Source organism: Streptomyces sp. NPDC016562 (assembly GCF_043076955.1).
Taxonomy (GTDB): Bacteria; Actinomycetota; Actinomycetes; order Streptomycetales; family Streptomycetaceae; genus Streptomyces.
Map to the genome: position 1 here is coordinate 29,837 of NZ_JBIBRZ010000010.1, position 25,517 is coordinate 55,353.

The window sequence follows — 25,517 nt, forward strand, 5'->3', positions numbered from 1 at the left end:
AGTCTCACCCCTACCAGGCGTACCGGTGGCAACCGCTGGAACTGGCTCAACTCCACTGGGGGGACGACCGGTTCGGCGCGCTTGCCCGGCCGTGCCCCGTCCTAACGGACCCGCCCCGAGAGCCAGGGCGTGAGCGAGGGGCCCAGGATGCGTTCCTTGTACGTCTCGTCGCCGGGAAGAGGGACGTGGAGGCGGTAGCCGGGAGGGAAGAACCGTCCCTGCACGAAGGCCAGTCCGCTGTAGACGGACATCAGGAACACCGGGACGGCGCTGCGCGGTACGTCATGGAACTCGACCCTGTCCACGGTGATCGTTGCGTCGTCGTCGGGGAAGAGCCGGACGGTGACGGCCGGGCTGCCGCCCAGTTCGACGAACGCCTCGTGGGGCAGCGAGCCGTCGGGGTCGGCGGCGGTGAACAGCGGCGCGGAACTGCGCCGCGACGTCTGGTCGGCGCCGATGTCGTCGGTGACGGACACGGCCAGCCGGTACTCGGCCGCGACGGCCCGTATCGCGGCGACGGCCGACTCGGTCGTGGGCAGGGAGGGGTAGGTCATCGTCCCCATGATGCCGCAGCGGGTGACCGGGCGAGGGGGCGGGCGGCCCGGCTCCCCAAGGGCCGGCCAGGCGGCCCGGTGGGGGATCATGCTGGTGTGGCGGCGGCTCGGCTCGGCTCGGGCGCGGAGGGTACGGAGGGGGTACGGCATGGAGGCTGTTCGACAGGCGGAGGCCGTGACGGTCGCGAGTCTCATCGCGGCGGTGGAGCAGGGGCGGAGCGGGGCGCTGTGGCGGCTGGAGGGCGCGGACCGGCAGCTGGACGCGAACCTGGTGCGCCACCTGCCCGGGACCGGCGGGGCGGCGTACACCGAGGACGAGGTCGACGTGATGCTGGTCGTCGTCGCGGGCGGCGGCACCCTCACCCTCGACGGGACCCCGTCCCCGCTGTCCCCGGGGTTTCTCGGTCTGCTGCCGCGCGGCACGTCCCGGTCCGTGCTGGCCGGCTCCGAGGGGCTGCTCGTCCTGACCGTCCACCGCAAGCGCCGGGCGATGAGCATCGGACGGGCCGCCCCCGCGGCTGAGCCGGAGCCGTGCGCGGTCCACCTGGTGTGCGGCTGGTGTCACCGGCACGCGATCGAGGCCGACGCCCGCTACTGCACAGGCTGCGGCACGGCGTTGGCGACCCGCCCGGCAGCTTGACCGAGCTCAGCACCAGGTGCAGGTGCAGGCGCTGCCCGGGCCGGGGACTCGGCCGACCCGGGCACGGAATTCACACCACTACTCCATGAGCTGGAACGTCCACGCCTGGTCCTGATCGCTGACGGCGAGCGGCCTCAGGGCGACGCGCGGCGGGAAGATGTCCAGCACGCTGAGGTCCAGGGCGAGCTCCTCGCCGTCGACCTTGCCCCCGGGGACGACGACGTGGAAGGCGTCCGGCCGCTCGCTCTGGCGGAGCTCCCACGGGCGGGGCTCGGGGTAGCCGACGACCTCATTGTTCACCTCCGGGGCGCCGTCGAAGGACAGGTACGTTTCGCTCCTGAGATTGCGCAGCGTGCAGGTGCCGTTGCCGAGTTGCTCCACCTGCCATTCCTGCTCACCGGGATTGCCCGTGGGCGGCAGCACCACCACAGGGCTCTTGGGCTCCGACGACCCTCCCTCCAGCGTGAGCAGGTCGTCACGCGTACGGGTGATCATGTAGGTGCCGTTGCGTACAGGCTCCATGGCCGACTCCACTTCTGACGTGCGGTCCCCCCGCGGGGCTCCGCCGATGTTCTGGGCGAGGCATCCCTTCCCCGCCGCCGCACCAGAAGGGTCGGAAACGCTCCCTGTCACCCTTCAGGATGACCGCGGCACATTCGTCCTGCGGCTCCCCGGCCCGCGCACGACGCCCACTCTTCGACTGACCTGGCGATCGGTGCATGAGAGCGGCGTGAGGGGAAAGCCGCCAGGTATGGCACGCACACCGCAAGCACAGCACGGCGACGACCGCGAGCCCCACGCCGACGGCCCCGGCCGCCTCGGCCCCGATGAGCAGGTCGAGGAGCGAGCTCCGGATGGCCCGTCGGACTTGTCCAAGCGGTCCTGGAGGGCGACGCTGCGCGGCACGATGCAGGAGTTCAAGGACGACGAGCTGGCCGACCGGGCCGCGGCGCTGACCTACTACGGCGTACTGGCCCTCTTCCCGGCCCTGCTCGTGCTGGTGTCGCTCCTGGGCATCGCCGGAGAGTCGGCCACGACGCAGGTGCTGGACAACCTGCGGAAACTGACTCCCGGCTCCGCGCGCGATGTGATCACCCAAGCGGTGCAGCAGCTCCAAGACAACAGCGGTATCGGTTCGATCGTGGCGATCGTGGGCCTGGCCGTGGCGATCTGGTCGGCATCGGGCTACGTCGCCGCCTTCATCCGCACCTCGAACGCCGTCTACGACATGCCTGAGGGCCGGCCGGTGTGGAAGGTGCTGCCGCTCCGGCTGGCGCTGACGATCACCCTGATGATCCTCGCGGTGGTCAGCGCCCTGATCGTGGTCTTCACCGGCGGTCTGGCCCGGCAGGCCGGCGCCGTCCTCGGACTCGGGGACACGGCGATGACGGTGTGGTCGATCGCGAAGTGGCCGGTGCTGGTCCTGCTGGTCACGACCATGATTTCGATCCTGTACTGGGCCGCCCCGAACGCCAAGGGCCGCGGTTTCAAATGGATCACCCCCGGCAGCCTCCTGGCGCTGGTGATCTGGATGATCGCCTCGGCCGGCTTCGCTTTCTACGTGGCGAACTTCGGCTCCTACAACAAGACGTACGGGACCCTCGCCGGTGTGATCATCTTCCTGGTGTGGCTGTGGATCACCAACCTGGCCATCCTCCTGGGCCTGGAGTTCGACGCCGAGATGGCTCGCCAACGCGCCATCGCCGGGGGCTACCCGGCCGACAAGGAGCCCTACGTCGAGCCCCGGGACACCCGTGCGTGGAGCGACGAGGAACGCCGCCGCCTGGAGTGAGACGTGTGGCGCGTCGAAGGACGGGGAAGCGGCGCTGTATGAGGATTCTGGCCTCCGTGCGCCACGGCGATCATCGGCTGACGCGGCAGATGACGGCCTGGGACCCTGCCTGGGCCCGTCGGATGCTGCCACCGGTCGAGGAGGCCGCCGAGCACACGAAGCTCTGGTGGGCGGCCGCCGTGATCATGGCCGCTGCGGGGGGCTGGCGGGGCCGCATGGCCGCCACCGCAGGGATCGCGGCCATGGCGGCAGCGGAGCTGCTGTCCAACGGGGTCGCGAAACAGCTGGTCGAGCGGCGCCGCCCGCCCAAGGAGTGGGTCCCGGCCGACGAGGTCGAGGACCGGCCCGACAGCTCCTCCTTCCCCTCCGGGCACACCGCCGCCGCGGTGGCTTTCACTGCCGGCGTCGCGCCCACCTGGCCCCTGGCCGGCGCGGCCTGCGCCCTGCCGGCCGCCTTGGTGGCCGTCCAGCGGGTCCACAGCGGCGCGCACTACTCCTCCGACGTCGCCGCCGGAGCCGCCGTCGGCCTGGTCGCGGCCGCCCTCGCCCGGGCCACGCCCCGCCTGCTCATCCGCCGCATGGGCTGACGGCGCCCGTGTGAAATCCCGGGCGCCCGCGTGAAATCCCCGCGAGTCGACACATCTAGGACGCCTGCTGTCCTATACGGCGGCCATGCTTCCGTTTGGGCCGCCCGGAGCGGCCTGCCCCCCCGCGAGGAGCCCCCCTTGCGAGGAGCCCCTTCGGCTCGCGTCTCCCCAAGGAGTGATCCCATGCAGCCTCCCACCATCGCGCCATGCCTCGGCGTGTCGGACACCCAGGCAAGCGTCGACTTCTACGAGAAGCTCGGCTTCACCGCCCTGCCCGCCGGCGACGACCCGGACGACGACCTGCGCATGCTGCTCTTCGACGGCGAGTTCGCCCTGATGGTCTACCGCGAACAGCACCTGCGCAGCTGGCTGCCCGTCCTGAAGGACACCCCGATCGGGGCGTTCGGCATGTTCTACCTGGCCGTCGACGACTTCGACGCCTACGTCGAGCGCATCCGGCCGCTGGTCACCATCCAGAAGGACGTGATGCAGCACCACGACGACAAGCTGTTCTACTTCACCGACCCCGACGGCTACGTCATCGGCGTCAACCAGAAGCGGACCCGGTGAGCACCGCGCGCCCGCCCTGGGCTGGGAGATCACCCAGACCCGGTCGGCCCTTCTGCATCAGCGCCGCCGGCCCCACGGGCTGACGCCACCCCTCCTGAGAGCGCCGACGGGCCGCTACGAGCCCGCACTTGCCGGGGTTTTCCACGGTTTCGCCCTGCCCCGCCCGCCGCTGCTGGGAGCATCGGGGTAAGGGAGAGGTCTCGCCCGTGCCGCCACCGCAGGAGCAGACGATGGAACCGACGACCCGATGCCGTACTGCGGCCGACCTGTTCCCCTTAAAGGTCCTCGTCTGCGGCTTCTGTCGAGCCACCGCGGCCACGGGTGGGACGCGCACCCTCAGCGCCGAGGGCGAGTTCCTGACGGTGACCTGGCACAGCGCTGCCTGCCCCCACCACGCAGCCGACCTGATCCTCGCCGCGGACGACTGACGGCGTCGGTCCCCGTAGCGGCCGGATTACCTGACGAATCATCAGTATGGGTTGAATGGGTGCAACCCCCCTATGTCCTCGGCATGCTGCACTGTCATATTCGTGCCAGCGCCCCCGCTCATCTCGTTGCACCCGTCTGGGGAAGGCAGGAACATGGGGACATTCAGGTATGGAACCGCGGCGTCGGCCATCGTGCTGGCAGCCGTGGGATCGCTCGCCGCCGCGGGAGGCACGGCTCACGCGGAAGCGGGTCAGGACACCATCAGCATGCTGAAGCAGGAGAAGACCCAGTGGTGCTGGGTCGCCTCCGGGCTGACCATCGCCAGGTTCCAGGGCTTGGGTTCCACGCAGACCGACTTCTGCAACCGGTCCCAGCCCGCCTACGGTTGCAACAACCAGCCCGCCACGCTCGACGACATGGCCAGGGGCTGGAGCAGCCTCGGGATGTCCCACACCGGCTCGGGCCTGAGCAGCGCGGCCACCTTCAACCAGGTGTACACCGACGTCAAGGCGGCCCGGCCGATCGGTGCCCGCATCGGCTGGTCGTCCGGCGGCGGCCACATGAACGTGGTCTACGGCTTCGACACGGCGAACACCACCATCGCCGTGGCCGACCCGTGGCCGGACACCACCACGTACACGTGGTGGAACTACAACGACTACGTGAGCAACAACTCCTCCAAGTGGACCCACTCCCGCATCGGTATCTCCCGCTAAGGCAGGCGACATGCGCGACACCAACACGCACGGCAAGCGGGCGGACTCCCGCTTCTCCCGCCTGTCCCTCGTCATCGCGCTGAGTGCATCCGCACTGAGTGCGTCCGCACTGCTCTCCGTCGCGGGAGTGGCCCATGCGGCCCCGGCCAAGGACCCCCTACCGGCCGACATCCCCGACTACCAGGCCGCCCTCGACGCGGTGAAGTCCACCGACGTCCGCAACGCCGTCTGCCGTTTCCTGCGCACCCCCCTGCCCACCGGTAGTGGCGCCGACGGGCCGGTACAGACGCTCCCCGAAACGACCGAGCCGTGCCAGGGTCTCCCGCTCTTCACGATCAAGGACCCGGTGGCACGGAACGAGATCACCCCCGGCTTCGTCGCGGGCACCGCCAAGCCCCTGCCCACCGAGGCGGTCAAGCTGACCCAGCTGGTCTCCTCCCTGAGCGTCACCGTCAACGGCCGCAACGCCACCGTCATGCTCGCCCCCACCCAGGGCGGCGGCTGGCACCTGGCGGCCATCCGTGACGGCGACGGCGACGCCACGTACGCCGGCAAGGCCACCCTGGGCACGCTGGTCTTCACCGAGCCGCAGATCCGCGGCTGGTACCAGCTCAAGCTCACCACCGTCGAGCCCCTCAACGACGAAGCCCGGCAAGGCCTGGGCGGTCAGGCGTCGGTGTCGCTCAGCGACTACCAGAACCTGGTCAAGGCCCGCTACGCCGACAAGCTGCCCGGCTCGCAGTACGACGTCAACGGTTACTCCAGCGGCTACAGCACCCAGCGAAAGCCGGACGGCGCCTCGTCCTCGCCCCTGCTCCTGGCCGGTGGCTCCAGCGCGGCACTCGCCCTCGCGGGCGGGGCCGCCCTCCTCCACCGGCGCCGGCGCCCGGCCACCGGCTGAGCCAGGTCCCGTACGCCCCCCTCCCTCACTCCCACGGATTCGGAGCTCAGGAACCGGCAACTTCCGGTAAGGGCACATGGGGAGGCGGGCGTACGGGTAGTGTCCCGGCGGCCATGTCAGGAGACGCCACGGTGTTCGGCTCCGGGCCAGGCGAGAAGGGTGCCGCCAGCGTGCTGACCGATGCGGAGGTCCTGGCAGCCGTACGCCGGGAGTTGCTGAACCGGCGTGAGTCAACCGACGCCCTCGACGACCCCGGCGACACGACCCGGTGCCTTCTGGTCGAAGGCAGCATCGTGCGGTTGGTGGAGACCCGCCGGGAGACTCGACAGGTCCACTACGGATCCATCGACCTGGCGAGGCGGCCCGTCTACGGCGCCGACCTCCAGGACTACGCGGTACCCGTCCCCGAGGACCTCTCCACGCCGACGACGCTGAAGCTGGTGCGACGCGGGTCCGTGAGCGAGCACTCCTGCGACTGCGGCAACGGGAGGGTGGGCTGCAAACGCTGTGAGGGGACGGGCGACCTCCACTGCGAGCCCTGGAGGCCGTGCGGTGACTGCCGAGGCCTCGACTGCTGCCTGCGATGCGACGGAACCGGCAAACAGAACCGCCGCCCCCAGGTGCGGAGCGAGCCGGGAGGCGAGGCCACCGAGCGCGTCACGTGCAAGCAGTGCGGAAGCCCCGCATCGGCCTGCGCCACCTGCCGGGGACGCGGCAAGGTGCGCTGCACGCGCTGTGACGGTACGGGTGCGCGTGAATGCACCGACTGCCACCGCGCGGGTACCGTCGTCCACGATCACTGCAAGGGCAAGGCCAGGATCGTGACCTGGACCGAAGGGATCATCGCCCGACGGCCCGACGTCGCCCCCATCAAGATCACACCCGCACTGCCCTGCCCGGCCCGGCAGCAGGCACAGGAGCACGGCGACTGGACACGGACCCAGGTGACCGGCAAACGCGCCACCGTGGGCAAGGACAGCGTGATCGCGGACGTCCTCGAGCCGTACCTCGGCATACGCAAGGGCGAGATCACCCGGCGGATCTCGGTGCGCCACTTGTCGGTGGTCCGGCTCACGCTGACTGCGCACCCCCACCGCGTCTACTACGTCATCCCCACACACGGGGCGCCCCGGGTCCTGGTTCTCCCCTCAAAGCGACGCACCTGGCAAGGGGTGGCGCTGCTCGTGGCGGGGTTGGCCGTACTCGCGCTCGCCGCACGCTTCTTCGCCTGACCCCCGACGTACGGCCTGCCGCCCCATGGACGTGCGGCGGCCGCGCGGGCGCGCGGCGGCCCTCCCGTGGGGAGCCGGGGGCCGCCGCGCCTGGGATGGCCCGGAGCCACACCCTACGCACGGGCCCCGGTGGACCGATAGGCATATGACAAGGCGGGCGTTCCGTTCGCCGCCTCAGCGACCCCCGGGCGGCTGGGAGCCACTACGGGCGGGCCGGCCGAGGGCTGGGGGCGTCAGCCGAGGGTGCCGAGGAGTTCGTTGCACGCCTGCTCGCAGGAGCGGCAGGCTTCGGCGCAGATGCGGCAGTGCTCGTGCAGGTCGGCGTGCTGTCCGCAGGCGTCGGCGCACGCCTTGCAGACCATGGCGCACGCCCTCAGGATCGCGGCCGTGATGTTGGCGTCGTAGCCGGTGTGGCGGGAGAGGACCGCGGCGGTGGCCGTGCAGATGTCGGCGCAGTCCATGTCGGTCCGGATGCACTTGGCGAGATCGCCCACCATGCCCTCGGACAGGCAGGCGTCGGCACACGCCGTACACGCCTGCCGCGCAGGCGAGGCACTCCTCGATGCAGCGCGTGAGCTTCAGCTGGTCGATGTCGCCGAGGTCGGCCGGGTAGGTGGCGAGCATGTCCTTGACGGTGCTGGACATCAGGAATCCTCCGTTCCCCGCGGGGCCGGCGGAGCCGGTGCGGCCGCCGTCGAAGCCCCCGGTACCTCCAGCTAACGCCCCCGACCGCAAACGCGCCCGGCCGCACCGTGGGGTGCGAGCGGGCGCGATGCCGTACGGCTGGGTCAGTGGTAGGCGTGGACGACGGCGTGGCCCTTGCCGCGGCTGATCATCCACTTGTTCACCGGCGTCGTGATCAGGAAGGCCACGGCGAAACCGCCCAGCAGCGCCGTCCAGAACAGGGCGTCCGACAGGTGGGCGTCCATCGCGCCGGGGACCAGGGCGATGATGCCGTTGTCGACGAGCTCCATCACGGCGATCGAGAGGGTGTCGGCGGCCAGCGCGACCTTGACCGCGGTCTTGAGGTCCAGGCCGGCCTTGCGGACCGCGAACAGGGTGAACGAGTAGCCGAAGACGAACGCCAGGGCGATCGCAAGGATCATCGTCTGGACGTTGCCCCACATCAGGGCCGTTCCGATGACCATTCCGAGAATCTCGCCGAGGGCGCATCCGGTCAGGCAGTGCAGCGTCGCCTTCGCTGCGGCCCCCCAGGTCACCCCGCCCATCCCGTGCCCGGCGTGACCCGCGTGCGCTTGGTGCGCGGCGTGGTCGTGACCTGCGGCTGTGTGGTGTGCGCTGTGGTCCATGACCGTCATCTCCCATCCCGTCCAGTGTGACCCGCTCCCCGCGGGCTCACACGCCGTACTGTATACCCCTGGGGGGTATATGCAAGTGGTGTCCGTCGGGCGGAAGTGGCGCAGGCGTCGCCGGGGGGAGTCGGTATGGCTTAGCGGGGAGCCGTCGCTCGGCAGCCGGCAGCCGGTAGCCGGCAGCCCTCGCCTCGCCGCTCGCGAAGGGGTCGCCTACGATGCCGCCATGGACGATCAGGAGGTGCGAGCGGTGAGGCCCTTCGGCCTGCGCTCGTACCTGCTCCTCGTCCTGCTCGTACTCGCGGGCCTGGTGGCCATGCACGGCCTGGGGCCCGCCCCCGTACCGGCCGCCGCACACGCGGGGGCCACTTCCCACCACACGTCGGCCATGGGCCACGAGCGGACGACCGCCGTGGACGCCTCGTCGCGGAACGCGTGCGTACATGCCGGTGATCCGGCCGGAAACCGGGGCGGCGGCCACGCCGAGCACGCCGACGCGACCTGTGCCGCCACCGGTACGGCGGGCGCGCCGGTGCTGCCCGCGCCCGCGGCCCTGCCCGCCCAGGCCGACGCCCAGGCGGCCCTCGGGCACGGGGTCATCCCGGGTGCCTGCGCCTGCGGGCGCGCACCGCCGTCACTGAGCGAACTTCAACTCCTGCGCATATAGGGCGGCTTCCCGGCCCCCGGCCCCGAAGGGCCGTCGAGCCCCTCAGCCCCGCCCCCTTCCGTACGCCCGCCGACGCGCGCGTGCCCCACAGCAGGAGTCACCCCATGACGATGACCACGACCACGACCACGACTACCAAGCGTTCCCTGATCCGCCGTGCCACGTCCACGGCCGCGGCCGCCACTGCCGCTCTCGTCCTCGCCGCCTGCGGCAGCAACGGCGACACCGCCGGCGGCTCCGCCCACAACGGCCACAACGCCGCCACGCCCTCCGCCTCCACTCCCACGCGGCAGGGCGACCACAACACCGCCGACATCGCCTTCGCGCAGGGGATGATCCCCCACCACCGTCAGGCCGTCGAGATGGCCGACCTCGCCGCGACGCGCGCCGAATCCGCCGAGGTGAAGAAGTTGGCCGACGAGATCAAGAAGGCCCAGGACCCGGAGATCAAGACCCTGTCCGGCTGGCTGACCTCCTGGGGTGAGCAGGTCCCGGCCGAGGCCGGCGGCCACGACGGACACGAGGGACACGACATGTCCGGGATGATGACGGCCGAGGAGATGAAGCAGCTGCAATCGGCCTCGGGCAAGGCGTTCGACACCGCCTTCCTGACCATGATGATCAAGCACCACGAAGGCGCCGTGGCCATGGCCAAGACCGAGCAGTCCGACGGTGCGCGCCAGCCCAGCAAGGACATGGCCGGTCAGATCGTCACCTCGCAGAGTGCGGAGATCGCACGGATGAACACCCTCCTCGGCAAGAGCTGACCCGCGCCAGCACCCCGGGTACGGCCAGCCAGCCGACAACGGCGGGCTGCCCGTACCCGGGCAGGGACCCACTCGCGCGCTACGGGGAGTCGGCGGTGCGTCGGTGTTCTGCCCTCCCGCCAGACGTTCTACCGTGAGCGCATGGAACAGCGCATCACCCTGATCACGCTCGGGGTTTCCGATCTGGCACGCGCCAAGGCCTTCTACGAGGCCCTTGGCTGGCGGGGACAGGAGGTCCAGGCCACGGTCTTCTTCCAGGCCGGCGGGCTCGCGCTGGTGCTGTGGGATCGGGAGGAACTGGCCCGCGACTGCGGGCTGGAGCCCGGACAGGTCGGCGAGGCCGGCGGGTTCGGCGGGATCGTCCTGGCCCACAACGTCCGCTCCGAGACCGAGGTGGACGAACTGCTTGCCGCAGTACGGCGGGCGGGCGGCACCGTCACCAAGCCCGCGGCCGTCAATGCGATCGGGTTCTACTCCAGTGCCTTCATGGACCCGGACGGCCATTGCTGGGAAGTCGCCTACAACCCGGGATTCCCCCTTGCCGCGGACGGCTCCCTCACGCTGCCCGATTTCGGCAGTGCCGCACACTGACAGGGGCGCGACGCCGGGTATAACGCCCATGACCGGCACGGTCCTTGGAGGCGGCTTGCCCACTGGTGAACGCGTGCCCGCATCCGCCGCGAGAAGGAAGTCCGCTACGAAGCCAGACCGGCCCGGACGGAACGGAACTCCGCCGCCGGGTCCGCGGCACGGGTGACCGTCCGGCCGACCACCACATGGGTCGCCCCGGCGGCGATCGCCGCACGCGCTGTCCCCGGGCGGGCGTGCTCCGCCGGAGACCCGCCGGGCAGCGTGACTCCCGGCGTGACGATCAGGGCATCGGGCCCCAGGACGCCGCGCAGGGCCGCGACCTCCTGCGGCGAGGCGATCACCCCGTCGCAGCCGGCCTTCCGCGCCAGCCGGGCCAGCCGGAGGACCTGCTCGTCCACCGCGTCGCCGACACCGACGTCGGCGAGATCCGTGTCGGTCATGCTGGTGACCACGGTCAGGGCGAGGACGCGCAGGCCGGGGAAGTCGCGAGCGGCCTCGACCGCGGCGGACATGATGCCGATGCCGCCCATGCCGTGCACGGTGACCATGGACACGCCCAAGGCCCCCGCGGCGCGAACCGCACCCGCAACCGAGTTCGGGATCTCGAAGAGCTTGAGGTCCAGGAAGACCTCCTTGCCCTGCCGGACGAGATCCCTGACGACGTCCGGCCCCTCAGCGGTGAGCAGTTCCAAGCCGACCTTGTAGAGGCGGCACTCGTTGCCCAGCCGCGCGACGACGGCATCGGCGGTCGCTCGGTTGTCGAAGTCCAAGGCGACGATGATCTGGCTGGTCGGGTCCAGATCTGTCGGGTCCAGGTCTGTCGGGTGCGGGCTTGCGGGGTGCGGGCTTGTCGGGTCCATGCCGCCATTGTGCCGCCCGGCCTGATCGCTAGCTCTTCTTCACGTCCTCGGCATTGCGCCAGATCGTGAGGTCGACGGTGAGGTACTTGCTCGGCTCGTTCGCGCCGGACTTGCCGCGGAAGGTCGCCACCGCGATGTGACCGGCCTTGCTCAGCACACACATCTGCGATCCGTCCGTGAGCTGGTCCATCCCCACCTTTTCGGTGAAACGGGTCACGGCCCGGCACGTCTCCAGCGAGCCCTTCTCCGTGTTGTTCAGCAGGACCAGCTTCCCGTTGGCGGTGCCCACCTTCTCGTCCCCGAACATCCGATCCCGGTAGTAGAAGAGGTCGGCGTGGCCGTACAACACGCCCGCGCCGGTGGGCTCCTCGGCCGGGCGCGGCGGGTTGTCGGCGAACATCAGCTGGTGGTTCTGCGGCACGTCGATGCCCTGATACGAGACGGGCTGCGGCTCGGCCGGCTTCTGCGACGTGCCCGAGGAGGCACTGCCGCCGGCCGCACCCCCGCTGGACGCCTTGGAGTCGCCGCCCTTGCCCTTGTCGTCCGGCAACAGCGACCCGATGACCGCGAGCCCGATGACCGCGGCCACGACGGCCCCCGCCACGATCAGCCCGGTCCGCTTGGGACGGGTCGGGGCGGTCGGCACGAACCCCTGGGTGGGGTAGGTCGGCGGCATGCCGTGACCCGGCGGGTACGAGGCTTGCGGGTACGGGGGGCGCGGGTACGAGGCCTGCGGGTGCGCGGGCTGCGGATACGGCGGCTGCTGCGGCCGGTAGCCGGGCGGCGGCGCCATCCCCGGAGCGGGCTGCGCCGGCGCGGCCTGGGTCGGTGCGGCATGCGTCGGGGCGGCGGCCATGGAGGTCGGCGTGTACGGGGACGCCGGGGAACTCGGCAGCGCCGTCGGGGCGGGACCCGCGCTCGGCGCCGTACCAGGGCTCACCGCCTCCGTGGGCGGATGCGGCGGCGGGGTCGGCACCGGGGTGGGCAGCTGGAGCCGTTCGGTGATGGAGCCGGTCACATCGCGCGGCAGCCAGTCCTCGCCCTGGCGCAGTGGGACGGGCGAGGCTTCGTTGCACAGCTCGATGATCTCGCTCAGGGACGGGCGGTCGGCCGGGTCGCGGCTGAGGCAGCGGGTCACCACGGGCCGCAGCTCCGCGGGGAGCCCGCTGAGGTCGGGGTCCTCGTGCACGATCCGGTAGAGCACGGCGTGCGAAGGCCCGTCACCGTAGACGGAGGCCCCGGTCGCGGCGAAGGCCGCGATCAGGCCGAGGGCGAAGACGTCGGTGGCCGGGGTGATCGTACCCACCGACGCCTGCTCGGGCGCCATGAACGCCGGAGTGCCGATGCTGACGCCGGTGTTGGTCAGGGCGGTGCTGTCGGCCGCCCGGGCGATGCCGAAGTCGATGACGCGCGGACCGTCGGAGGCGAGGAGGACGTTCGCGGGCTTCAGGTCGCGGTGGACGATGCCCGCGCCGTGGATGACGTGGAGGGCCTCGGCGACCCCGACCATCAGCAACAGCACGCTGCTCGACGGCAGTCCGCCGTGACGGGCCACGGCGTGCGCGAGCGAGGGGCCGGGGACGTACGCGGTGGCCAGCCAGGGCTGGGCCCCCTCGGTGTCCGAGTCGATGACCGGCGCCGTGTAGAGGCCCTGGACCCGCTGTGCGGACCGGACTTCCTGCTGGAAACGCCGGCGGAACTCGGGGTCCTCGCCGAACTCGGCCCGGATCACCTTGATGGCGATGGGCCGGCCGCCGGGCGTGTAGGAGAGGTACACCTTGCCCATACCGCCCGCACCCAGCACCGCCGCCAGGCGGTAGCCGCCCACGACGGTCGGATCGTCCGCCTTGAGCGGCTGGAAGAAGTCGGCCGAAGGTGCACTGCTCATAAGGAACCATCCCCCTGTTAGCGGCGATCCAGCTCCTGCCGACGCCCCGAAGTCACCGCGAGGGTATCCAATCTCCGGCGCGTCCGGAGCACGGGAGGCCGTTGCGCCACCCCGAAGCGGGAGCCGGAACGGGCCGGCAAACTTCATGGCGTCCGGCCGGCCCCGATGCGACCCTTCAGCAATGACGACGAGACGACGGAACCAGGCCGAGCGGGACGAGATCACCGTGGAGATCGGCTACGCGCTGCTCAGCGCATGCTTCCTCGGTGCCGTCGTGTTCGCGACGATCGCCGGGCCTGTCGCCGTCTGGAGCCTTCCTCCGGCGGTCGAGAAGTCCCTCCTGGTCGGCGGGGCTTGGGTCGCCGGTGTCCTTGCGGTGATCCGTGTCGTCCACGTCCTGTGGCGACATGGACAGGACCGCTGAGCGGTCCCCTGAGCCGATGCCAGGACAGGGGAAGAGGAAGCGCCGGCAAGGGGCGGACCGGCAGCGACTGGCTGCTCGCACCGCGCCGGACGCCGGGTGAGCCGTGCGGGCGTCCCCCACCTCCTCACGCGGGGCTACAGGGCGGTGGGTAGCGTGAGGGCATGGCGATGACGGACAAGCGGCGGGTCCTGTACCGGCAGGGCACCGGGTTCTGGCGGATGACGGCGAAGTGGGCTCTGGTCTTCGGCGCCCTGTACCTGCTCGACGGCGGGCTGCTCCGGTCATGGGGCGACGCTGTGGTCTGGCCGCTGATCGGGATCCTGCTGTGGGCGCCGTTCGGGATCGGCGTCGTCTGGTACCCGAAGAAGGACCAGCGCGTCGAGCTGACGGCTGGTGAACTGCGGGTGCGGCGCAAGAGGCTGGCGATGGAGGAGGTGAACCTGCTGCACGTGGCTCGGCTGTGGCTGGAGGGGCGGTCCACCGTGGACGTTCAGCCGGTGCGGGAATGGACACGGTCCGACCGGGTGGTGTGGGTGCCGCTGCGGGACGGCCGGGCGTTCGGCGTGGAGTTCCGCGACCCGGCCGCGTTCGCCGAGGTCTTCGGGTCCTTCGCGGTCGCGGCCTGCGGCGGGATGGACATCGTCCGCGCCAGGGCCGCAGCGGAGACCTACCCGGATCCGCGCCCGATGCGGCCCCGCCGCACCAACGACGCAGGCTCCCGGGCGGACTTCCTGGACCTCTTCGACTGAAAGCCGGGAACGCCCGGCGAGTCCACTTCGAAGGAAACAACCTGGACGCTGTCCGGCGGGGACTTCGAAAGGGCCCTTGTGGGCATCCTCTGGCCATGGCCCTGAAATTGTCGTGGCGGCACCACGCGCTCGCCGACACCGGTCTCGTGACCCTGTACTGGTTCCCTGAGGAGATCCACGGGGCCGAGGGCCCGGTCCCGGACCTGCTCGGCTCCTCCCGCCTGTCGCGCACGCGCGTACACGCGGACGCCACGCCTCAGGAGGTGGCCTCCTGGAATGCCGCCACCCTCGCCTGTCTGAGTGAACTCACCCCTGCCATAGCCGAGTTCGAGCGGGTCGAGGCGCGTCTCCGGCGATGGCGCAGGCGGTTGGTGAGCCGGCGGTGGGCCGCGGCGGCGTACGGGAAGGCCGCCGAGGTCCTGCGGGACCGGCTGGAGCCGGCGGTGGCCGCGTACCGGCCGGTGCGGGAGGCCGTGGAGCGGCGGATCGCCGAACAGGAGGCCCAGCGCATCGAGGCGGGCCGACGTGCCTACCGGGAACAGGAACGGCGGCGGGAGGAGGCCCGGGCCCGGTTCGAGGCGTGGGAGCGGCGCCAGGCGGCCGCAGACCGACCGCTGCCGGGCGGGAGCACTCCGCGGGAGCTGGCGGCGCGGGGCGAGACGCCGCCCGCCTGGCCCGCCGAGCTGCGCGAGACGGTCGGCGACCTCGACGCCTGGTGGCAGCGCGTCCGCGCCTCCGTACGCAACGAGCGGGCCCGCGAGGAGGCCGTACGCAAGGTGGCCGAGGCGATCACCGAGACCGCGGCGGCCCTGGAGGCTGCCGGCCAGCCCGGCATCAGTGCCGCCAAGGACAGGCCGTCCGAGGTGCGCCACGGCTGGTGGGTGCACTTCACCTGGTCCGGCCTACCGGACGCCACCCGGCTCAGGACACCGCCGGACATGCCGACGGGGCACCTGTACGCGGGCCAGTGGCGCGCCGACGCCTACCACCCGGACCGGATCCTCCTCATGCGCAGGCCGTCCGGTGCCTACGGCCTGGCAGTCGTGAGCACGGAGAGCATCGCGAACGGAATGGCGACCCGGTACACGTGGTGGGAGTGGGAGATCGAACGGTTCGCGCAAGCGCTGGTCCCCGACCGGCTCGCCTACCACACGACCCACACCTCGGAGGTCGCGGTGCGCCTGCGCCTCACCGACCACGCCGACCCGGCCGTCTTCGTCCCGTATGCCGAGGCAGTCGCCCGCCGCGCCACGGCGGCCTTCCGGGCACTGGCGGCCGCACAAACGGGACCGGCCTGACCGGACGGACACCGTGTAGCTCTTGGGGTTTTGCGCCGGTTCCCGAGCCCAGTTGGGGTATTCCAGGAGGTCGCGCCTCATGGACCCCCACCTACTCCCACCTACTCAGGCACACTGAACGCGCCGCCAGTGAGGACCGGGACGGCTTCGCTGGCGTCGAGCTCCGTCGCTATGGCGACGTCGTCGGCATAGCCCCACTCGATGAGTTCGCGTCCCGACGCGCAGTCCGCGACCGCGACACCGACGTCCTTGACCCCATGAAAGGCCGCGGCCGCCATTGCCGCCTCCGGCGAGAGCTGGTCCCGGCCACACCGGCGCAGCGCGGCAATCACAGCTCCGGCGCCGAGCAGATCTTCAAGTGCCGGCCTGAGACTGCCATCGGGCCAGCGCTCGCCCGCGGCAACGACCACGGCAGGCCGCTCGGCCGTTCCATAGCCCCGATCGGCCAGCCATCGGCCGACAGCGGTCGAGTTCCGCAGCGATCCAGCGACCACAGGCGAATCCCCAGCCGCCGCGGCGATAGTGGATCCGTTGGGCGACGGGAGCACCAGCCGAGGGGTGAAGGGAGCGCGTTGCAACGCAGCCGGTGACAGCGACCACGGTGATGTCCCGGTGGCCTTGCTCCGCCCGACGGCCAGGCGGGCCCCGACTCGGTCGGCGAATACCGCTGCGGTCTCATCACGCCAGCGGTAGGGGAACACCCGAATCCCTGACTCCACCGCGACCGTCACCGACGTGGTGAACGAGAGCACGTCGACGACGACAAGACAGGCAGTGTCCTTCGCGAGAAGCGCCGCACCAGCAGGGCCCCATTCGAACCGCACCCCGTGACCTGCCTGCAAAAACCAGTCTCCCATGACCGACGATCATGCCAGCGCCGCACCAGGCAGTCCCCGAGCCCTCCTGGTATGCACCACACCTCGCGGAGCGTCACCAGCGAAGGGTGTCCGGGTTACGGAACACCGGCAGGACGGGCAGGACGACGACCTGCCCGTCCTGCCGGTGTTCCGTAACTTCTGCGTGAGGTCAAAACCGCCGGGTGCGGTGCTGGTCAAGGATCTTCCGCGCGGCCTGCACAAGCGTCGCGTTGCCTTCTGCGACCGAGCCATCCGGCAGCATCAGCACGTCTTCCAAGCCGATCCTCGTGTCCAGTCCCAGGCCGGCTGCCGCTCGCAGCACGGGCCAGGCCCCGCCGTCTTCGCCGTGCAGGAGCAGAGCCACCGTGAGTCCTTTCCCGAGCTCCCGCACCAGGGTCGCGGCCGTGGCCGCTGCGGTGCCCGGGCCGGTATCGGTTACCTCCGCGAGCACACGCAGCACCCGATGGGCCAGCGGCGAGGCACGGAACCGGCGGGCCCCATCGGTACCGGACCAGATACCAGCCTCGATCCCGATGCCACGCTCCAGCAGAACACCGGCCACTGCTTCAGCGCCGTCCTCGTGCCAGTTCACTGAGGCGTGGTCGGGCAGCACCGTCCAAGACCGGATCAGCTCGACCCGCCGCCCCGGGTCCGGCAACGCCCATGCCCCGGTAGTAACCCCGACCTGCACTCTTTCCGGCACGACGGCACGCACCGCGCTCACCGCCGCCCCCACTAGCTGGGGCTCCAGCGAATCGAGACCATCGGGCCCCTTGGGGTGCAGGTGAACGTCCTCCGCTCCAGCCCCCACCGCACGCGCAGCCTCGGCCGCCAACTCCCCAGGTGTCACGGGAACCCAACGGCTCCCGCTCGGACTCCGTGCTCCGTTCAGACACACCTGCAACATGGACAGAACTCTGCCAGACACCGCTGGCACCTTTCACGGCCCGCACCGAACCGAGCGACGACTTCGACCACGTCGTCGAGGAGAACTTCTACACGCCCTCGGGACAGCTCGTCGTGATGGGCTGAACCGACTACCTCGACGCCGCGGCACGGTTCGACGTGCCCGCCGGCTGGATCCACGCCGGAGCCTCGCGCCGAAACCTCGCCGCTGCCGTCCGCTGGCTTGAGTCGGACGAGGAGTCCGAGGCGACCGAGGAGGTCCGGCCGCAGGGGCCGACTCCGCGGCAGACCAGCGAGACAGCGGTGTGCCGCTCCCCGCAGACAGTTGACAGGCGGTCCCGGTCAGTCGGTGTCCGTCAGGGCCTCGCGTGCGGCGGTGAGGATCTCCTCGGAGAGCGGGGAGCCCTTGGTGGCCCGCGACAGGACGAGTGCGCCGAGCATGGTGCACAACCGGGTGATGCCGTCCTGGTCCTCTGTGGTGAGCCAGTCGGCGAAGTCGCCCACTCCCTGGGTGTAGACGCGGCGCGCCTCGCTGTCCGCGTCCTCGCGGGCCATGTCGGTGACGAGTGCGGCGGCGGGGCACCCATCTGCCGCGCTGTCGCGATGCTCGACGGAGAGGTAGGTGTCGATCAGGGCCCGCTGGGCGGCGTCGCGCTGCCCGGCGTACTGATCGAGCCCGTCCCTGTGGTGCCGGGCCAGTTCTCCGAACGCGTGAGCGGTGGCCTCGTCGATGAGTGCCTCCTTGGAGGCGAACTGCTTGTAGAAGCCGCCGTGGGTCATACCGGCCGCCTTCATGAGGTCGGCGACGCTGACGTGTGTCCCCTGTTCCCGGAAGAGGCGGGAGGCGGTTTCCACGACTCGCCGGCGGTTCTCCTCCGCCTGCGCCTGCGATACGCGGCCCATCGGCCACCTCCCGAGTTTTGGATGTCGACTGGCATCTATCGTAGACCAGTGGTTAGATTGCAGTCACCATCTAATTCACGTGGGTCGCTCGACGGCGGCCGTGGCACCAGGAGTGGGCATGGGCATGGAACTGAAGGACGCGGTAGCAGTGGTCACCGGAGCCAACCGAGGGCTCGGCCGGCATCTGGCCGCCCAGCTCGTCGAGCGCGGGGCGACGGTGTACGCGGCGGCCCGCCGCCCCGAAACGGTGGACCTTCCGGGTGTCATCCCGCTGCGCCTCGACGTGACGGACGCGGAGTCGATCCAGGCCGCGGCGCGCATCGCGGCCGACGCGACGCTGCTGGTCAACAACGCGGGCGTCTCCACCGGAACGGCGCTGATCGCGGGCCGCCCGGAGGAGGTGCGCCTGGAAATGGACACGAACTTCTTCGGTCCGCTCGCCGTGACCCGGGCCTTCGCCCCCGTCATCGAATCCAACGGCGGCGGTGCCGTGCTCAACGTGCTGTCCGTCCTGTCCTGGCTGCACCCGGCCGGCCTCGGAGCCTATGCGGCGGCCAAGGCCGCAGGGTGGGCGTTGACCGGCGCGGTCCGGGAGGAGTTGGCGCCCCGGGGCATCGCCGTCTCCGCGCTGCACGTCGCATACATGGACACCGACATGGCGGCGAGCGTTCCCGCCGAGCAGAAAGCCGACCCCGCCGAGGTCGCCGCGCAGGCACTGGACGGCATCGAGGCCGGACTGCCCGAGATCCTTGCCGACGAGATCACCCGGCACGTGAAGCGGAGCCTGGCCGCATCGCCGCACGCGGCCTGAGGCGCGCCCGCCGCATCGGCGTGAGACGCCATGAGCCGGCAGTGCAATGCAGTGCATGCCGGAGAACGTCTCGTACCGGTACAGCCGAAGCGAGCAGAGATCCCGTCCCTGGGGCGGGCGAGACAGGGAGACGGCGTTGAAGACCTACCTGATCGAGAAGTACGGTGACCAGTCCGCGGTGCGCGCCGCCGAGCTGCCCCCTCCGGAGCCGGGCGCCGACGACGTACTGGTCGAGATCCATGCGGCGAGCGTCAACCCGCTGGACTTCAAGATCCGTGACGGGGCCTTCAGATTGATCCTCCCGTACCGCCTCCCCCTCGTCCTGGGCAACGACCTCGCCGGAGTGGTGGTCCAGGTCGGCTCGGCCGTCACCCGGTTCGCGGTGGGGGACGAGGTCTACGCCCGGCCCGCCCGCGACCGCATCGGCACCTTCGCCGAACTCATCGCCGTCCACCAGAAGGACCTGGCCCACAAGCCGGCCACCCTCACCATGGCGGAGGCCGCCTCCCTTCCCCTGGTGGCCCTCACCTCATGGCAGGCGCTGGTCGAGGGGGCTCAAGTCCGGCCGGGCCAGAGGGTACTGATCCACGCGGGCTCCGGGGGAGTGGGCACCATCGCCCTCCAACTGGCCAGGCACTTGGGCGCACACGTGGCCACCACGGCGAGCGCGGCCAACGACTCCCTGGTCAAGGAACTCGGCGCGGACGTGGTCATCGACTACCGCGCCGAGGACTTCGGGGAGCTCCTGGACGGCTACGACGTCGTCCTGGACACCCTCGGCGGCAAGACCCTGGAAAAGTCCCTGCGGGTCCTCAAGCCGGGCGGGAAGGTCATCAGCATCGCCGGGCCGCCGGACGCGGGCTTCGCCCGCGAGCTCGGCGCGCACCCGATCCTGCGGCAGGCCATGAACGCGCTGAGCTTCACGACCCGGCGCCACGCCAAGCGCCGGGGCGTGAGCTACTCCTTCCTGTTCATGAAGGCCAGTGGGGCCCAGCTGAGCGAACTCACCCGGCTCGTCGACGCGGGAGCGATCCGCCCGGTCGTCGACCGCGTCTTTCCCTTCGGCCAGACCCGGGAAGCCATGGAGTACGCCGAGAAGGGCCGCACCAAGGCCGGCAAGGTCGTCATCGCGATGCGGTGAGGGGTGACCGGGTCGCCCTTCCGGCCCGCCCGGGCCGCGGCCGGGCCCGATGTGCCTGCGCGGCCTACCGGGCGGTGGGGTCTTCGGCGTGGTCGCCGAGGGTGAGCAGGACGCGGCGCAGCAGGACGGTGAGTTGGTCGCGTTCGGCTGCGGTGAGTCCGGTGAGCTGGCGTTCCTCGCCGGTGAGATGGTGCTCGACCAGGCGGTTGGTCAGTTCCTGGCCGGTGTCGGTGAGCGAGATCAGTACCCGGCGGCGGTGGGTCGGGTCGACGGCGCGTTCGACCAGGCCCTTCTCCACGAGGTGGTCGATGCGGTTGGTGAGCGCCGCGGAACTGACCATGGCGGCCGAGCTGAGTTCGCCGGCGGTGAGGACGTGCGGGGGACCGGAGCGCAGGAGGGTGGCCAGGACGTCGAACTCCCAGGGTTCGATGCCCTCCAAGGCCAGGTTTTCCTTGATCCCGCGCTCCAGCAGGCGCGAGGCGCGCGAGAGGCGGCCGATCAGCGCCATGGGGGAGGTGTCGAGGTCGGGGCGGACCGCGCGCCACTGTGCGGTGATGCGGTCGACGCCGTCTTGGTGCGGCTGCTGCGTCTGCTCGGGCTGCTGTGCGGTCATGACCCCACTCTAACATTTCGATGTGGAAATATTTGACACTGCCGATGCGTGCTGCCTATAGTTTCGACATCGAAGTTTTCGACGAAGGGGGAAAGTCGTGAAGGTTCTGCTCACCGGTGCCACCGGCTACATCGGCTCCGCTGTCACCGACCACCTTGCCGCCGCCGGCCACCAGGTCGTCGCACTCACCCGGGGCCCCGAACCGCAGCCCGGCCGGACGGCCTGGCACGCCCAGGTCGTCGGCGACACCGCCGACCCGGCCTCGCTGGCCGGTGTGGTGACGCCCGAGATCGAAGCCGTGATCCACCTCGCCCCTCCGAGCGGCGACGTCGACGTCGACACCGCGGTCATCGAGGCGCTCGCCACGCCGCTGCGCGGTACCGGCCGCCCCTTCGTCTACACCAGTGGCGTCTGGGTGCTCGGCGCCACCGGTGAGGCCCAGGAGGTGGGCGAGGACACCCCGACCGACCCGATCGGCATCGTCGGCTACCGCCCCCGGATCGAGCAGCGGGTGTTGGCCGAGGCCGCCGAGGGCGTGCGGGCGGTCGTCGTCCGGCCCGGCATCGTGTACGGCCGCGGGGGCGGCATCCCCGCCATCCTGGTCGACCGGGCCCGCGAGCAGGGGGTACCCGAGTACTACGGGGAGGAGGGCGTGCGCTGGCCGATGGTCCACGTGGACGACCTGGCAGACCTGTTCGTGGCCGCTGTCGAGCGGGCCGAGGCCGGCACCGTCTGGCACGGCGTGGGGGAGTCGGCCGTACCGGTCCGTGACCTCGCCCGGGCCGCGGGGCGCGCCGCCGGAGTGCTCGTCGCCCCGCAGCTGGTGCCGGTGGAGCAGGCCGCCCAGGTCTTCGGGGAGCTCTTCGCGGGCGCGCTGGCCCTGGACCAGAGCGTCAGCGGCGCCGCCGCCCGTACGGTTCTGGGCTGGCGCCCGGGCCGGCCGAGCGTGTTGGCCGAGCTGGTGTCCGGCTCGTACCGCCCGGTCGAGGTCTTCGGCGCCCCCGAGGGTCCGCAGACCGAAGCGGAGGTAGCTGCCATCCGCCGCCTCGTAGCCGAGGTGGAGCACGCCCAGCAGAACGAGCTGGTCGACCGGTTCCTGGGCGTCTTCCGCCGCGAGGACCCCGTGTGGACCACCGGCCACGGCAACCGCCTGTCGGGCTTCGAGGAGATCGCGGCCTTCACCCGCAAGGTGCTGCCCGGTGCGATGGCCGAGTCCACCGCCGTCTACGACGTCGAGCGCGTGCTGTTCCTGCGGCCCGACGTCGCCGCGGTGAACGTCCGCCAGCAGCCGGTCCTCCCCGACGGCACCCGGATCACCGACCGGCCCGAGGGCCGCCCGTTCTACATCCTGGTCAAGGAGGACGGCACCTGGCGCGTCGGCGCCGCCCAGAACACGGTCGTAGTCGACTGACCCGCCCCGCCCCGCCCCACACCTCCACCGGCCGGCCCGGGGGCATCCCCGCCCCCGGGCCGGCCCGTTGGGGGCGTACAAGTCGGGGCCAGTGAGGCACTCCGCCTGTCACACGTGCGCATGCGGCAGCCGTTGGGTCACCAGCGATGACTGACCGGCGGACGTCACGCCTTGACGGCCTCTACGATCTGCAGGGCGACCTGGGCCGGCGTGAGATGCGTGGTGTCGATGACCTCGGCCTCACCGTGCAGCCACGTGCGGGCCGCCTCGGCGTAGGGCTCAAGGTATGCGAGACGGAACGGCGAAGGACCAAGGTCCTTGTCCCCCTCGATACGCTTGCGGAGGGTGTCGTGGTCCGCATGTAGAACGAAGTGCCGTACCGGAATCCCGTGCTGGGCGAGACCCGAGCTGATCTCACGCCAGTACTGCTCGACCAGAACGGTCATGGGCATCACCAGAGTGCCACCGGTGTAGTCGAGTACGCGGCGGGCGGTCTCGACCACCAGCGGCCGCCACGGCGACCAGTCCTGGAAGTTGCCCGTCCAGGGCAGCCCCGGCTTGATGTCCATGAGCGTCTCGCCGACCTTTTCGGCATCGAACACCCGTGAATCCGGGATCAGCTGCTGCACGAGTGCACTGGTCGTCGTCTTGCCTGCGCCGTGGGTGCCGTTGAGCCATACGATCATGGACCCCACGCTAGCGCCGGGCGGCAGGCGGGTGGTCTCAACCGTCAAGATCTGGTCCCGAAGCGGTCGGGGGTCTCGACCGTGATGCCGGTGCGGGTGGCAACTTCCCCGCCAAACGTTCGAGCCCGGGCGGCTCTCAGCACGTCAGGCTCTCGGCAACGGCCGTCAGTCCCACCAGCCGTCGCCGGTTTGCCAGCGCTGGACCCACTCCATGAATCCGAAGGCTTCCGGCCCCGGGTAGGGGTAGGCGCCCACGTCGCTGACCAGCCAGACCTTGCCCCGTTGGGGCCCGTTGACGACGAGTACCCAGTAGGAGAGTTCGTCGTCGGTGCCCAGCACGACGGATCCGTTGCCGTAGACGTCGGCGACGCGCTCGTTGTGGTCCGCGGCGAGCGGCTCGCCCTCCCAGGCCCAGGTCTCCTGCAGCGGGAACGGCGCGGCGGAATTGCGTTCGGCCTCGTAGGGCCAGCCCGGCGTGAGCCAGCCCAGAGGCAGGAGGCCACCGTCCTCAGGTGGCCCGAGCGAGGACCTGTTGGCGATCTCCGCGATCAGGCTCCGGTACGGCTCCGGGAGCACGGCCCCGTTCTCGGCTTCCCACGCCGAGACCGCCTCGTATCCGAGAGCCGGCTCCCGCCACTCCGGCTCGAACGCCGAGCCTCAGCCGGGGCCAGACGAAGCCGTACCCAGCCCGCGAAACGTGACCGCACCCCGGACGTCATCCGTGTTCAACGCCGCTAATGGACTCCGATGACGCTACGTGGAGACGGGCGGTCTCAGCGACGGGACCTTTTCGTCGTCACCCCGGCCATCGCCGACGGGTCGAAGCCCCGTCAACCCGGCATTCAGCGCGTGACGATGCAGAAGGGATGCCCAGCGGGATCGGTGAGAACCCGCGCTGTGTCCCCATGCGGCTGGTGATCCGGCTTGCCCGCACCCAGCTCCAGCAGTCGGGCCTCCGCCTCGTCCAGGCTCTCCGCGACCTTGAAGCAGATGTGAAGCTGCTGGGGAACGATCTGGTCGGGCCAACTCGGAGCCCGGTAATCTGCGACCCGCTGGAAGCCGATGAACAGTCCGTCCTCGCGGGTGAGACCGGAGAACTCGGCGTCCGACTTCGGGTGCGGTTCAAAGCCGGTGGCCTGCTGATAGAACGCCGCCAGAGCCAGCGGATCAGGGCAATCGACTGTTATCGCGACCAATTCCATCTGCAGGGACATGAGACCTCCGAGCCGATCAGTGGATTCCATGCGCGCCATGGAGGCGGCTGGCTACGGGTGAGCAGGACAGGGAGGGTGTGTTCGTTCTGCTCAGCCGTAAGCACAGCAGGTCAGGGCCGCACCACGCCAACAGCTATCTGGGACAGGGCAACGGCCGACGCTCCGCTCAACGAGACCCTCGGCTGACGTCGTTGGTCCGTGTGTGAGGCCCCTAACGCCCTGTGCGCCGGCCGCGGCACGGCGAACCGCCGCGCCCTGACGCGTACGTGACGGCCCCCGTCCCGAGCAGTGGTTCCTCCGGTCAGGCGCGGAGGAAGAGGTCGCCGATGGTCCTGCGGTGCAGGCCACCGGATGACTGGCCGGGGCGGCGGGGTACCTCGCGCCCTTCGGCGAGCCACTGCCGCTCGAGTGCGTCGTAGATCGGCGTAGCGGAGGTCTTCTGGGGCGTCCACTGCGGCGGAGGGTATTCGGTCCAGTCCGGGAGTGAAACGGTTTTCTGCTCCATGCCAGGGTCCAACGAGGTCGCTCGGCGGATGTGTCGGTGCGTGACCGTTCCGTCATGAAATCGGAGCCCCTCCGCAGTGCCCCGGTGCGGGGACGAGGGTGACGCCCCCTGACGCGCGCGTCACCTCACCGCGCGAGCCCGGGTGATGGTTCAAGGCGGGGCTTCGGGCGGTCATTGGCTCCTGAGTGCATCAGCTCTCGGCGTTTCCTTTCGTCAACCTACGTTGACGATCGAGAAGGGAGTCAACTACGGTTGACTCATGACTGGAGTTGACATTTCGTCGATCACCGAGAATGCCGATCCCCTGGCAGCACTGCGCGAGGCAGCCGCGCTGCGCCGCCGTCTGGAAGGACAGGAAGAGGTACTCGTGTACCGGGCGCGGGCGGCGGGGACGACCTGGACGCAGATCGCCGAGGCGCTGGGGGTCTCCAAGCAGGCCGTGCACAAGAAGTACGGCGGCCGACGCCTGTTCGGCCGGACGGAGGCCTGACG

32 protein-coding genes and 1 pseudogene are annotated in these 25,517 nt (G+C 70.7%); 19 read left to right on the forward strand and 14 right to left on the reverse strand.

From position 1 onward, the window contains the following. Positions 1 to 101: 101 nt before the first annotated feature. Entirely contained in the window at positions 102 to 554 is a 453-nt protein-coding gene (locus ACF059_RS30445) for a hypothetical protein (protein WP_392063460.1), read from the reverse strand. A 148-nt stretch (positions 555 to 702) separates the two neighbouring features. Here ACF059_RS30445 and ACF059_RS30450 point away from each other — a divergent pair, with 148 nt between their 5' ends. Next, a complete protein-coding gene (locus ACF059_RS30450; protein ID WP_392063462.1) occupies positions 703 to 1,194 on the forward strand; it encodes a hypothetical protein in 492 nt (163 codons plus the stop codon). A gap of 78 nt (positions 1,195 to 1,272) precedes the next feature. On the opposite strand, the gene ACF059_RS30455 is transcribed toward ACF059_RS30450, so the two are convergent. Beyond that, a complete protein-coding gene (locus ACF059_RS30455; RefSeq protein ID WP_392063465.1) occupies positions 1,273 to 1,716 on the reverse strand; it encodes a hypothetical protein in 444 nt (147 codons plus the stop codon). Positions 1,717 to 1,945: 229 nt separating this feature from the next. On the opposite strand from ACF059_RS30455, the gene ACF059_RS30460 reads away from it, so the two are divergent. The 7 genes from ACF059_RS30460 (at position 1,946) to ACF059_RS30490 (ending at position 7,421) form a co-directional block, all read left to right on the forward strand. Then, entirely contained in the window at positions 1,946 to 2,986 is a 1,041-nt protein-coding gene (locus tag ACF059_RS30460) for a YihY/virulence factor BrkB family protein (RefSeq protein ID WP_392063469.1), read from the forward strand. Positions 2,987 to 3,024: 38 nt separating this feature from the next. Next, positions 3,025 to 3,573 carry a phosphatase PAP2 family protein gene (locus ACF059_RS30465; protein WP_392063471.1) on the forward strand — a complete coding sequence of 183 codons (549 nt, stop codon included), beginning with the start codon at positions 3,025 to 3,027 and terminating at the stop codon, positions 3,571 to 3,573. 183 nt (positions 3,574 to 3,756) lie between these two features. Continuing rightward, positions 3,757 to 4,143, forward strand: coding sequence for a VOC family protein (locus ACF059_RS30470; RefSeq protein WP_392063474.1), 387 nt, complete (start codon positions 3,757 to 3,759; stop codon positions 4,141 to 4,143). A 230-nt stretch (positions 4,144 to 4,373) separates the two neighbouring features. Next, positions 4,374 to 4,571: a hypothetical protein gene (locus ACF059_RS30475; protein ID WP_392063477.1), complete on the forward strand. Its 198-nt coding sequence runs from the start codon at positions 4,374 to 4,376 to the stop codon at positions 4,569 to 4,571. 153 nt (positions 4,572 to 4,724) lie between these two features. After that, complete coding sequence (locus ACF059_RS30480) at positions 4,725 to 5,288, forward strand: papain-like cysteine protease family protein (protein WP_392063480.1); 564 nt, start codon at positions 4,725 to 4,727, stop codon at positions 5,286 to 5,288. Positions 5,289 to 5,298: 10 nt separating this feature from the next. Continuing rightward, positions 5,299 to 6,189: a hypothetical protein gene (locus ACF059_RS30485; protein ID WP_392063483.1), complete on the forward strand. Its 891-nt coding sequence runs from the start codon at positions 5,299 to 5,301 to the stop codon at positions 6,187 to 6,189. Positions 6,190 to 6,302: 113 nt separating this feature from the next. Continuing rightward, positions 6,303 to 7,421, forward strand: coding sequence for a hypothetical protein (locus tag ACF059_RS30490; protein WP_392063486.1), 1,119 nt, complete (start codon positions 6,303 to 6,305; stop codon positions 7,419 to 7,421). Between the two features lie 233 nt (positions 7,422 to 7,654). On the opposite strand, the pseudogene ACF059_RS30495 reads toward ACF059_RS30490, so the two are convergent. Together ACF059_RS30495 and ACF059_RS30500 are read right to left on the reverse strand one after the other, a co-directional pair. Next, positions 7,655 to 8,066, reverse strand: a pseudogene (locus ACF059_RS30495) (four-helix bundle copper-binding protein). 143 nt (positions 8,067 to 8,209) lie between these two features. Further along, entirely contained in the window at positions 8,210 to 8,731 is a 522-nt protein-coding gene (locus ACF059_RS30500; RefSeq protein WP_392063489.1) for a DUF4396 domain-containing protein, read from the reverse strand. A gap of 229 nt (positions 8,732 to 8,960) precedes the next feature. On the opposite strand from ACF059_RS30500, the gene ACF059_RS30505 reads away from it, so the two are divergent. The 3 genes from ACF059_RS30505 (at position 8,961) to ACF059_RS30515 (ending at position 10,759) form a co-directional block, all read left to right on the forward strand. Continuing rightward, positions 8,961 to 9,401 carry a DUF6153 family protein gene (locus ACF059_RS30505; RefSeq protein ID WP_392063490.1) on the forward strand — a complete coding sequence of 147 codons (441 nt, stop codon included), beginning with the start codon at positions 8,961 to 8,963 and terminating at the stop codon, positions 9,399 to 9,401. 110 nt (positions 9,402 to 9,511) lie between these two features. Then, entirely contained in the window at positions 9,512 to 10,168 is a 657-nt protein-coding gene (locus ACF059_RS30510; RefSeq protein ID WP_392063930.1) for a DUF305 domain-containing protein, read from the forward strand. Positions 10,169 to 10,309: 141 nt separating this feature from the next. Next, the gene (locus ACF059_RS30515; protein ID WP_366865349.1) at positions 10,310 to 10,759 is read left to right on the forward strand and encodes a VOC family protein; all 450 of its coding nucleotides are present in this window, start codon (positions 10,310 to 10,312) and stop codon (positions 10,757 to 10,759) included. Between the two features lie 104 nt (positions 10,760 to 10,863). Here ACF059_RS30515 and pyrF read toward each other — a convergent pair whose 3' ends face one another. Both pyrF and ACF059_RS30525 read right to left on the reverse strand, forming a co-directional pair. Next, positions 10,864 to 11,619: an orotidine-5'-phosphate decarboxylase gene (gene pyrF, locus ACF059_RS30520; RefSeq protein ID WP_392063493.1), complete on the reverse strand. Its 756-nt coding sequence runs from the start codon at positions 11,617 to 11,619 to the stop codon at positions 10,864 to 10,866. Positions 11,620 to 11,647: 28 nt separating this feature from the next. After that, entirely contained in the window at positions 11,648 to 13,507 is a 1,860-nt protein-coding gene (locus ACF059_RS30525; RefSeq protein WP_392063496.1) for a serine/threonine-protein kinase, read from the reverse strand. Between the two features lie 181 nt (positions 13,508 to 13,688). On the opposite strand from ACF059_RS30525, the gene ACF059_RS30530 reads away from it, so the two are divergent. The 3 genes from ACF059_RS30530 (at position 13,689) to ACF059_RS30540 (ending at position 15,978) form a co-directional block, all read left to right on the forward strand. Beyond that, positions 13,689 to 13,931: a DUF6332 family protein gene (locus tag ACF059_RS30530; protein WP_392063499.1), complete on the forward strand. Its 243-nt coding sequence runs from the start codon at positions 13,689 to 13,691 to the stop codon at positions 13,929 to 13,931. Positions 13,932 to 14,092: 161 nt separating this feature from the next. Then, a complete protein-coding gene (locus ACF059_RS30535) occupies positions 14,093 to 14,680 on the forward strand; it encodes a hypothetical protein (protein WP_392063502.1) in 588 nt (195 codons plus the stop codon). A 95-nt stretch (positions 14,681 to 14,775) separates the two neighbouring features. Beyond that, positions 14,776 to 15,978, forward strand: a complete 1,203-nt coding sequence (locus tag ACF059_RS30540; RefSeq protein WP_392063505.1) for a hypothetical protein — start codon at positions 14,776 to 14,778, stop codon at positions 15,976 to 15,978. Between the two features lie 101 nt (positions 15,979 to 16,079). Here the strand turns inward: ACF059_RS30540 and ACF059_RS30545 are convergent, their stop codons facing one another. Both ACF059_RS30545 and ACF059_RS30550 read right to left on the reverse strand, forming a co-directional pair. After that, on the reverse strand, positions 16,080 to 16,835 hold the full coding sequence (locus ACF059_RS30545; protein WP_392063508.1) for a 2-phosphosulfolactate phosphatase: 756 nt from the start codon (positions 16,833 to 16,835) through the stop codon (positions 16,080 to 16,082). 169 nt (positions 16,836 to 17,004) lie between these two features. Next, complete coding sequence (locus tag ACF059_RS30550) at positions 17,005 to 17,742, reverse strand: 3-keto-5-aminohexanoate cleavage protein (RefSeq protein WP_392063511.1); 738 nt, start codon at positions 17,740 to 17,742, stop codon at positions 17,005 to 17,007. On the opposite strand from ACF059_RS30550, the gene ACF059_RS30555 reads away from it, so the two are divergent. Further along, positions 17,715 to 17,867 carry a hypothetical protein gene (locus tag ACF059_RS30555; RefSeq protein ID WP_392063956.1) on the forward strand — a complete coding sequence of 51 codons (153 nt, stop codon included), beginning with the start codon at positions 17,715 to 17,717 and terminating at the stop codon, positions 17,865 to 17,867. The two genes, ACF059_RS30550 and ACF059_RS30555, sit on opposite strands and share 28 nt — an antisense overlap. Positions 17,868 to 18,083: 216 nt before the next feature. Here the strand turns inward: ACF059_RS30555 and ACF059_RS30560 are convergent, their stop codons facing one another. Continuing rightward, entirely contained in the window at positions 18,084 to 18,644 is a 561-nt protein-coding gene (locus tag ACF059_RS30560; RefSeq protein WP_392063514.1) for a TetR/AcrR family transcriptional regulator, read from the reverse strand. A 124-nt stretch (positions 18,645 to 18,768) separates the two neighbouring features. Here ACF059_RS30560 and ACF059_RS30565 point away from each other — a divergent pair, with 124 nt between their 5' ends. Continuing rightward, a complete protein-coding gene (locus ACF059_RS30565; RefSeq protein WP_392063933.1) occupies positions 18,769 to 19,455 on the forward strand; it encodes an SDR family oxidoreductase in 687 nt (228 codons plus the stop codon). A 136-nt stretch (positions 19,456 to 19,591) separates the two neighbouring features. Next, positions 19,592 to 20,596: an NADP-dependent oxidoreductase gene (locus ACF059_RS30570; RefSeq protein WP_392063517.1), complete on the forward strand. Its 1,005-nt coding sequence runs from the start codon at positions 19,592 to 19,594 to the stop codon at positions 20,594 to 20,596. A gap of 64 nt (positions 20,597 to 20,660) precedes the next feature. On the opposite strand, the gene ACF059_RS30575 is transcribed toward ACF059_RS30570, so the two are convergent. Then, entirely contained in the window at positions 20,661 to 21,209 is a 549-nt protein-coding gene (locus ACF059_RS30575; RefSeq protein WP_392063520.1) for a MarR family winged helix-turn-helix transcriptional regulator, read from the reverse strand. A 97-nt stretch (positions 21,210 to 21,306) separates the two neighbouring features. On the opposite strand from ACF059_RS30575, the gene ACF059_RS30580 reads away from it, so the two are divergent. Further along, on the forward strand, positions 21,307 to 22,620 hold the full coding sequence (locus ACF059_RS30580) for an SgcJ/EcaC family oxidoreductase (protein ID WP_392063523.1): 1,314 nt from the start codon (positions 21,307 to 21,309) through the stop codon (positions 22,618 to 22,620). Between the two features lie 164 nt (positions 22,621 to 22,784). Here the strand turns inward: ACF059_RS30580 and ACF059_RS30585 are convergent, their stop codons facing one another. The 4 genes from ACF059_RS30585 to ACF059_RS30600 all read right to left on the reverse strand — a co-directional run bounded on the left by ACF059_RS30585 (position 22,785) and on the right by ACF059_RS30600 (position 25,025). After that, entirely contained in the window at positions 22,785 to 23,306 is a 522-nt protein-coding gene (locus ACF059_RS30585) for an AAA family ATPase (RefSeq protein WP_392063526.1), read from the reverse strand. Positions 23,307 to 23,471: 165 nt separating this feature from the next. Beyond that, positions 23,472 to 23,882, reverse strand: coding sequence for an SMI1/KNR4 family protein (locus ACF059_RS30590; RefSeq protein WP_392063530.1), 411 nt, complete (start codon positions 23,880 to 23,882; stop codon positions 23,472 to 23,474). 266 nt (positions 23,883 to 24,148) lie between these two features. Further along, positions 24,149 to 24,520, reverse strand: coding sequence for a VOC family protein (locus ACF059_RS30595; RefSeq protein WP_392063533.1), 372 nt, complete (start codon positions 24,518 to 24,520; stop codon positions 24,149 to 24,151). 301 nt (positions 24,521 to 24,821) lie between these two features. Beyond that, positions 24,822 to 25,025 (reverse strand): hypothetical protein, encoded by a 204-nt coding sequence (locus tag ACF059_RS30600; protein ID WP_392063536.1) that lies wholly within the window; start codon positions 25,023 to 25,025, stop codon positions 24,822 to 24,824. A gap of 259 nt (positions 25,026 to 25,284) precedes the next feature. Between ACF059_RS30600 and ACF059_RS30605 the strand changes: the two genes are divergently transcribed. After that, positions 25,285 to 25,515, forward strand: coding sequence for a hypothetical protein (locus tag ACF059_RS30605; protein WP_392063539.1), 231 nt, complete (start codon positions 25,285 to 25,287; stop codon positions 25,513 to 25,515). Positions 25,516 to 25,517: the final 2 nt, after the last annotated feature.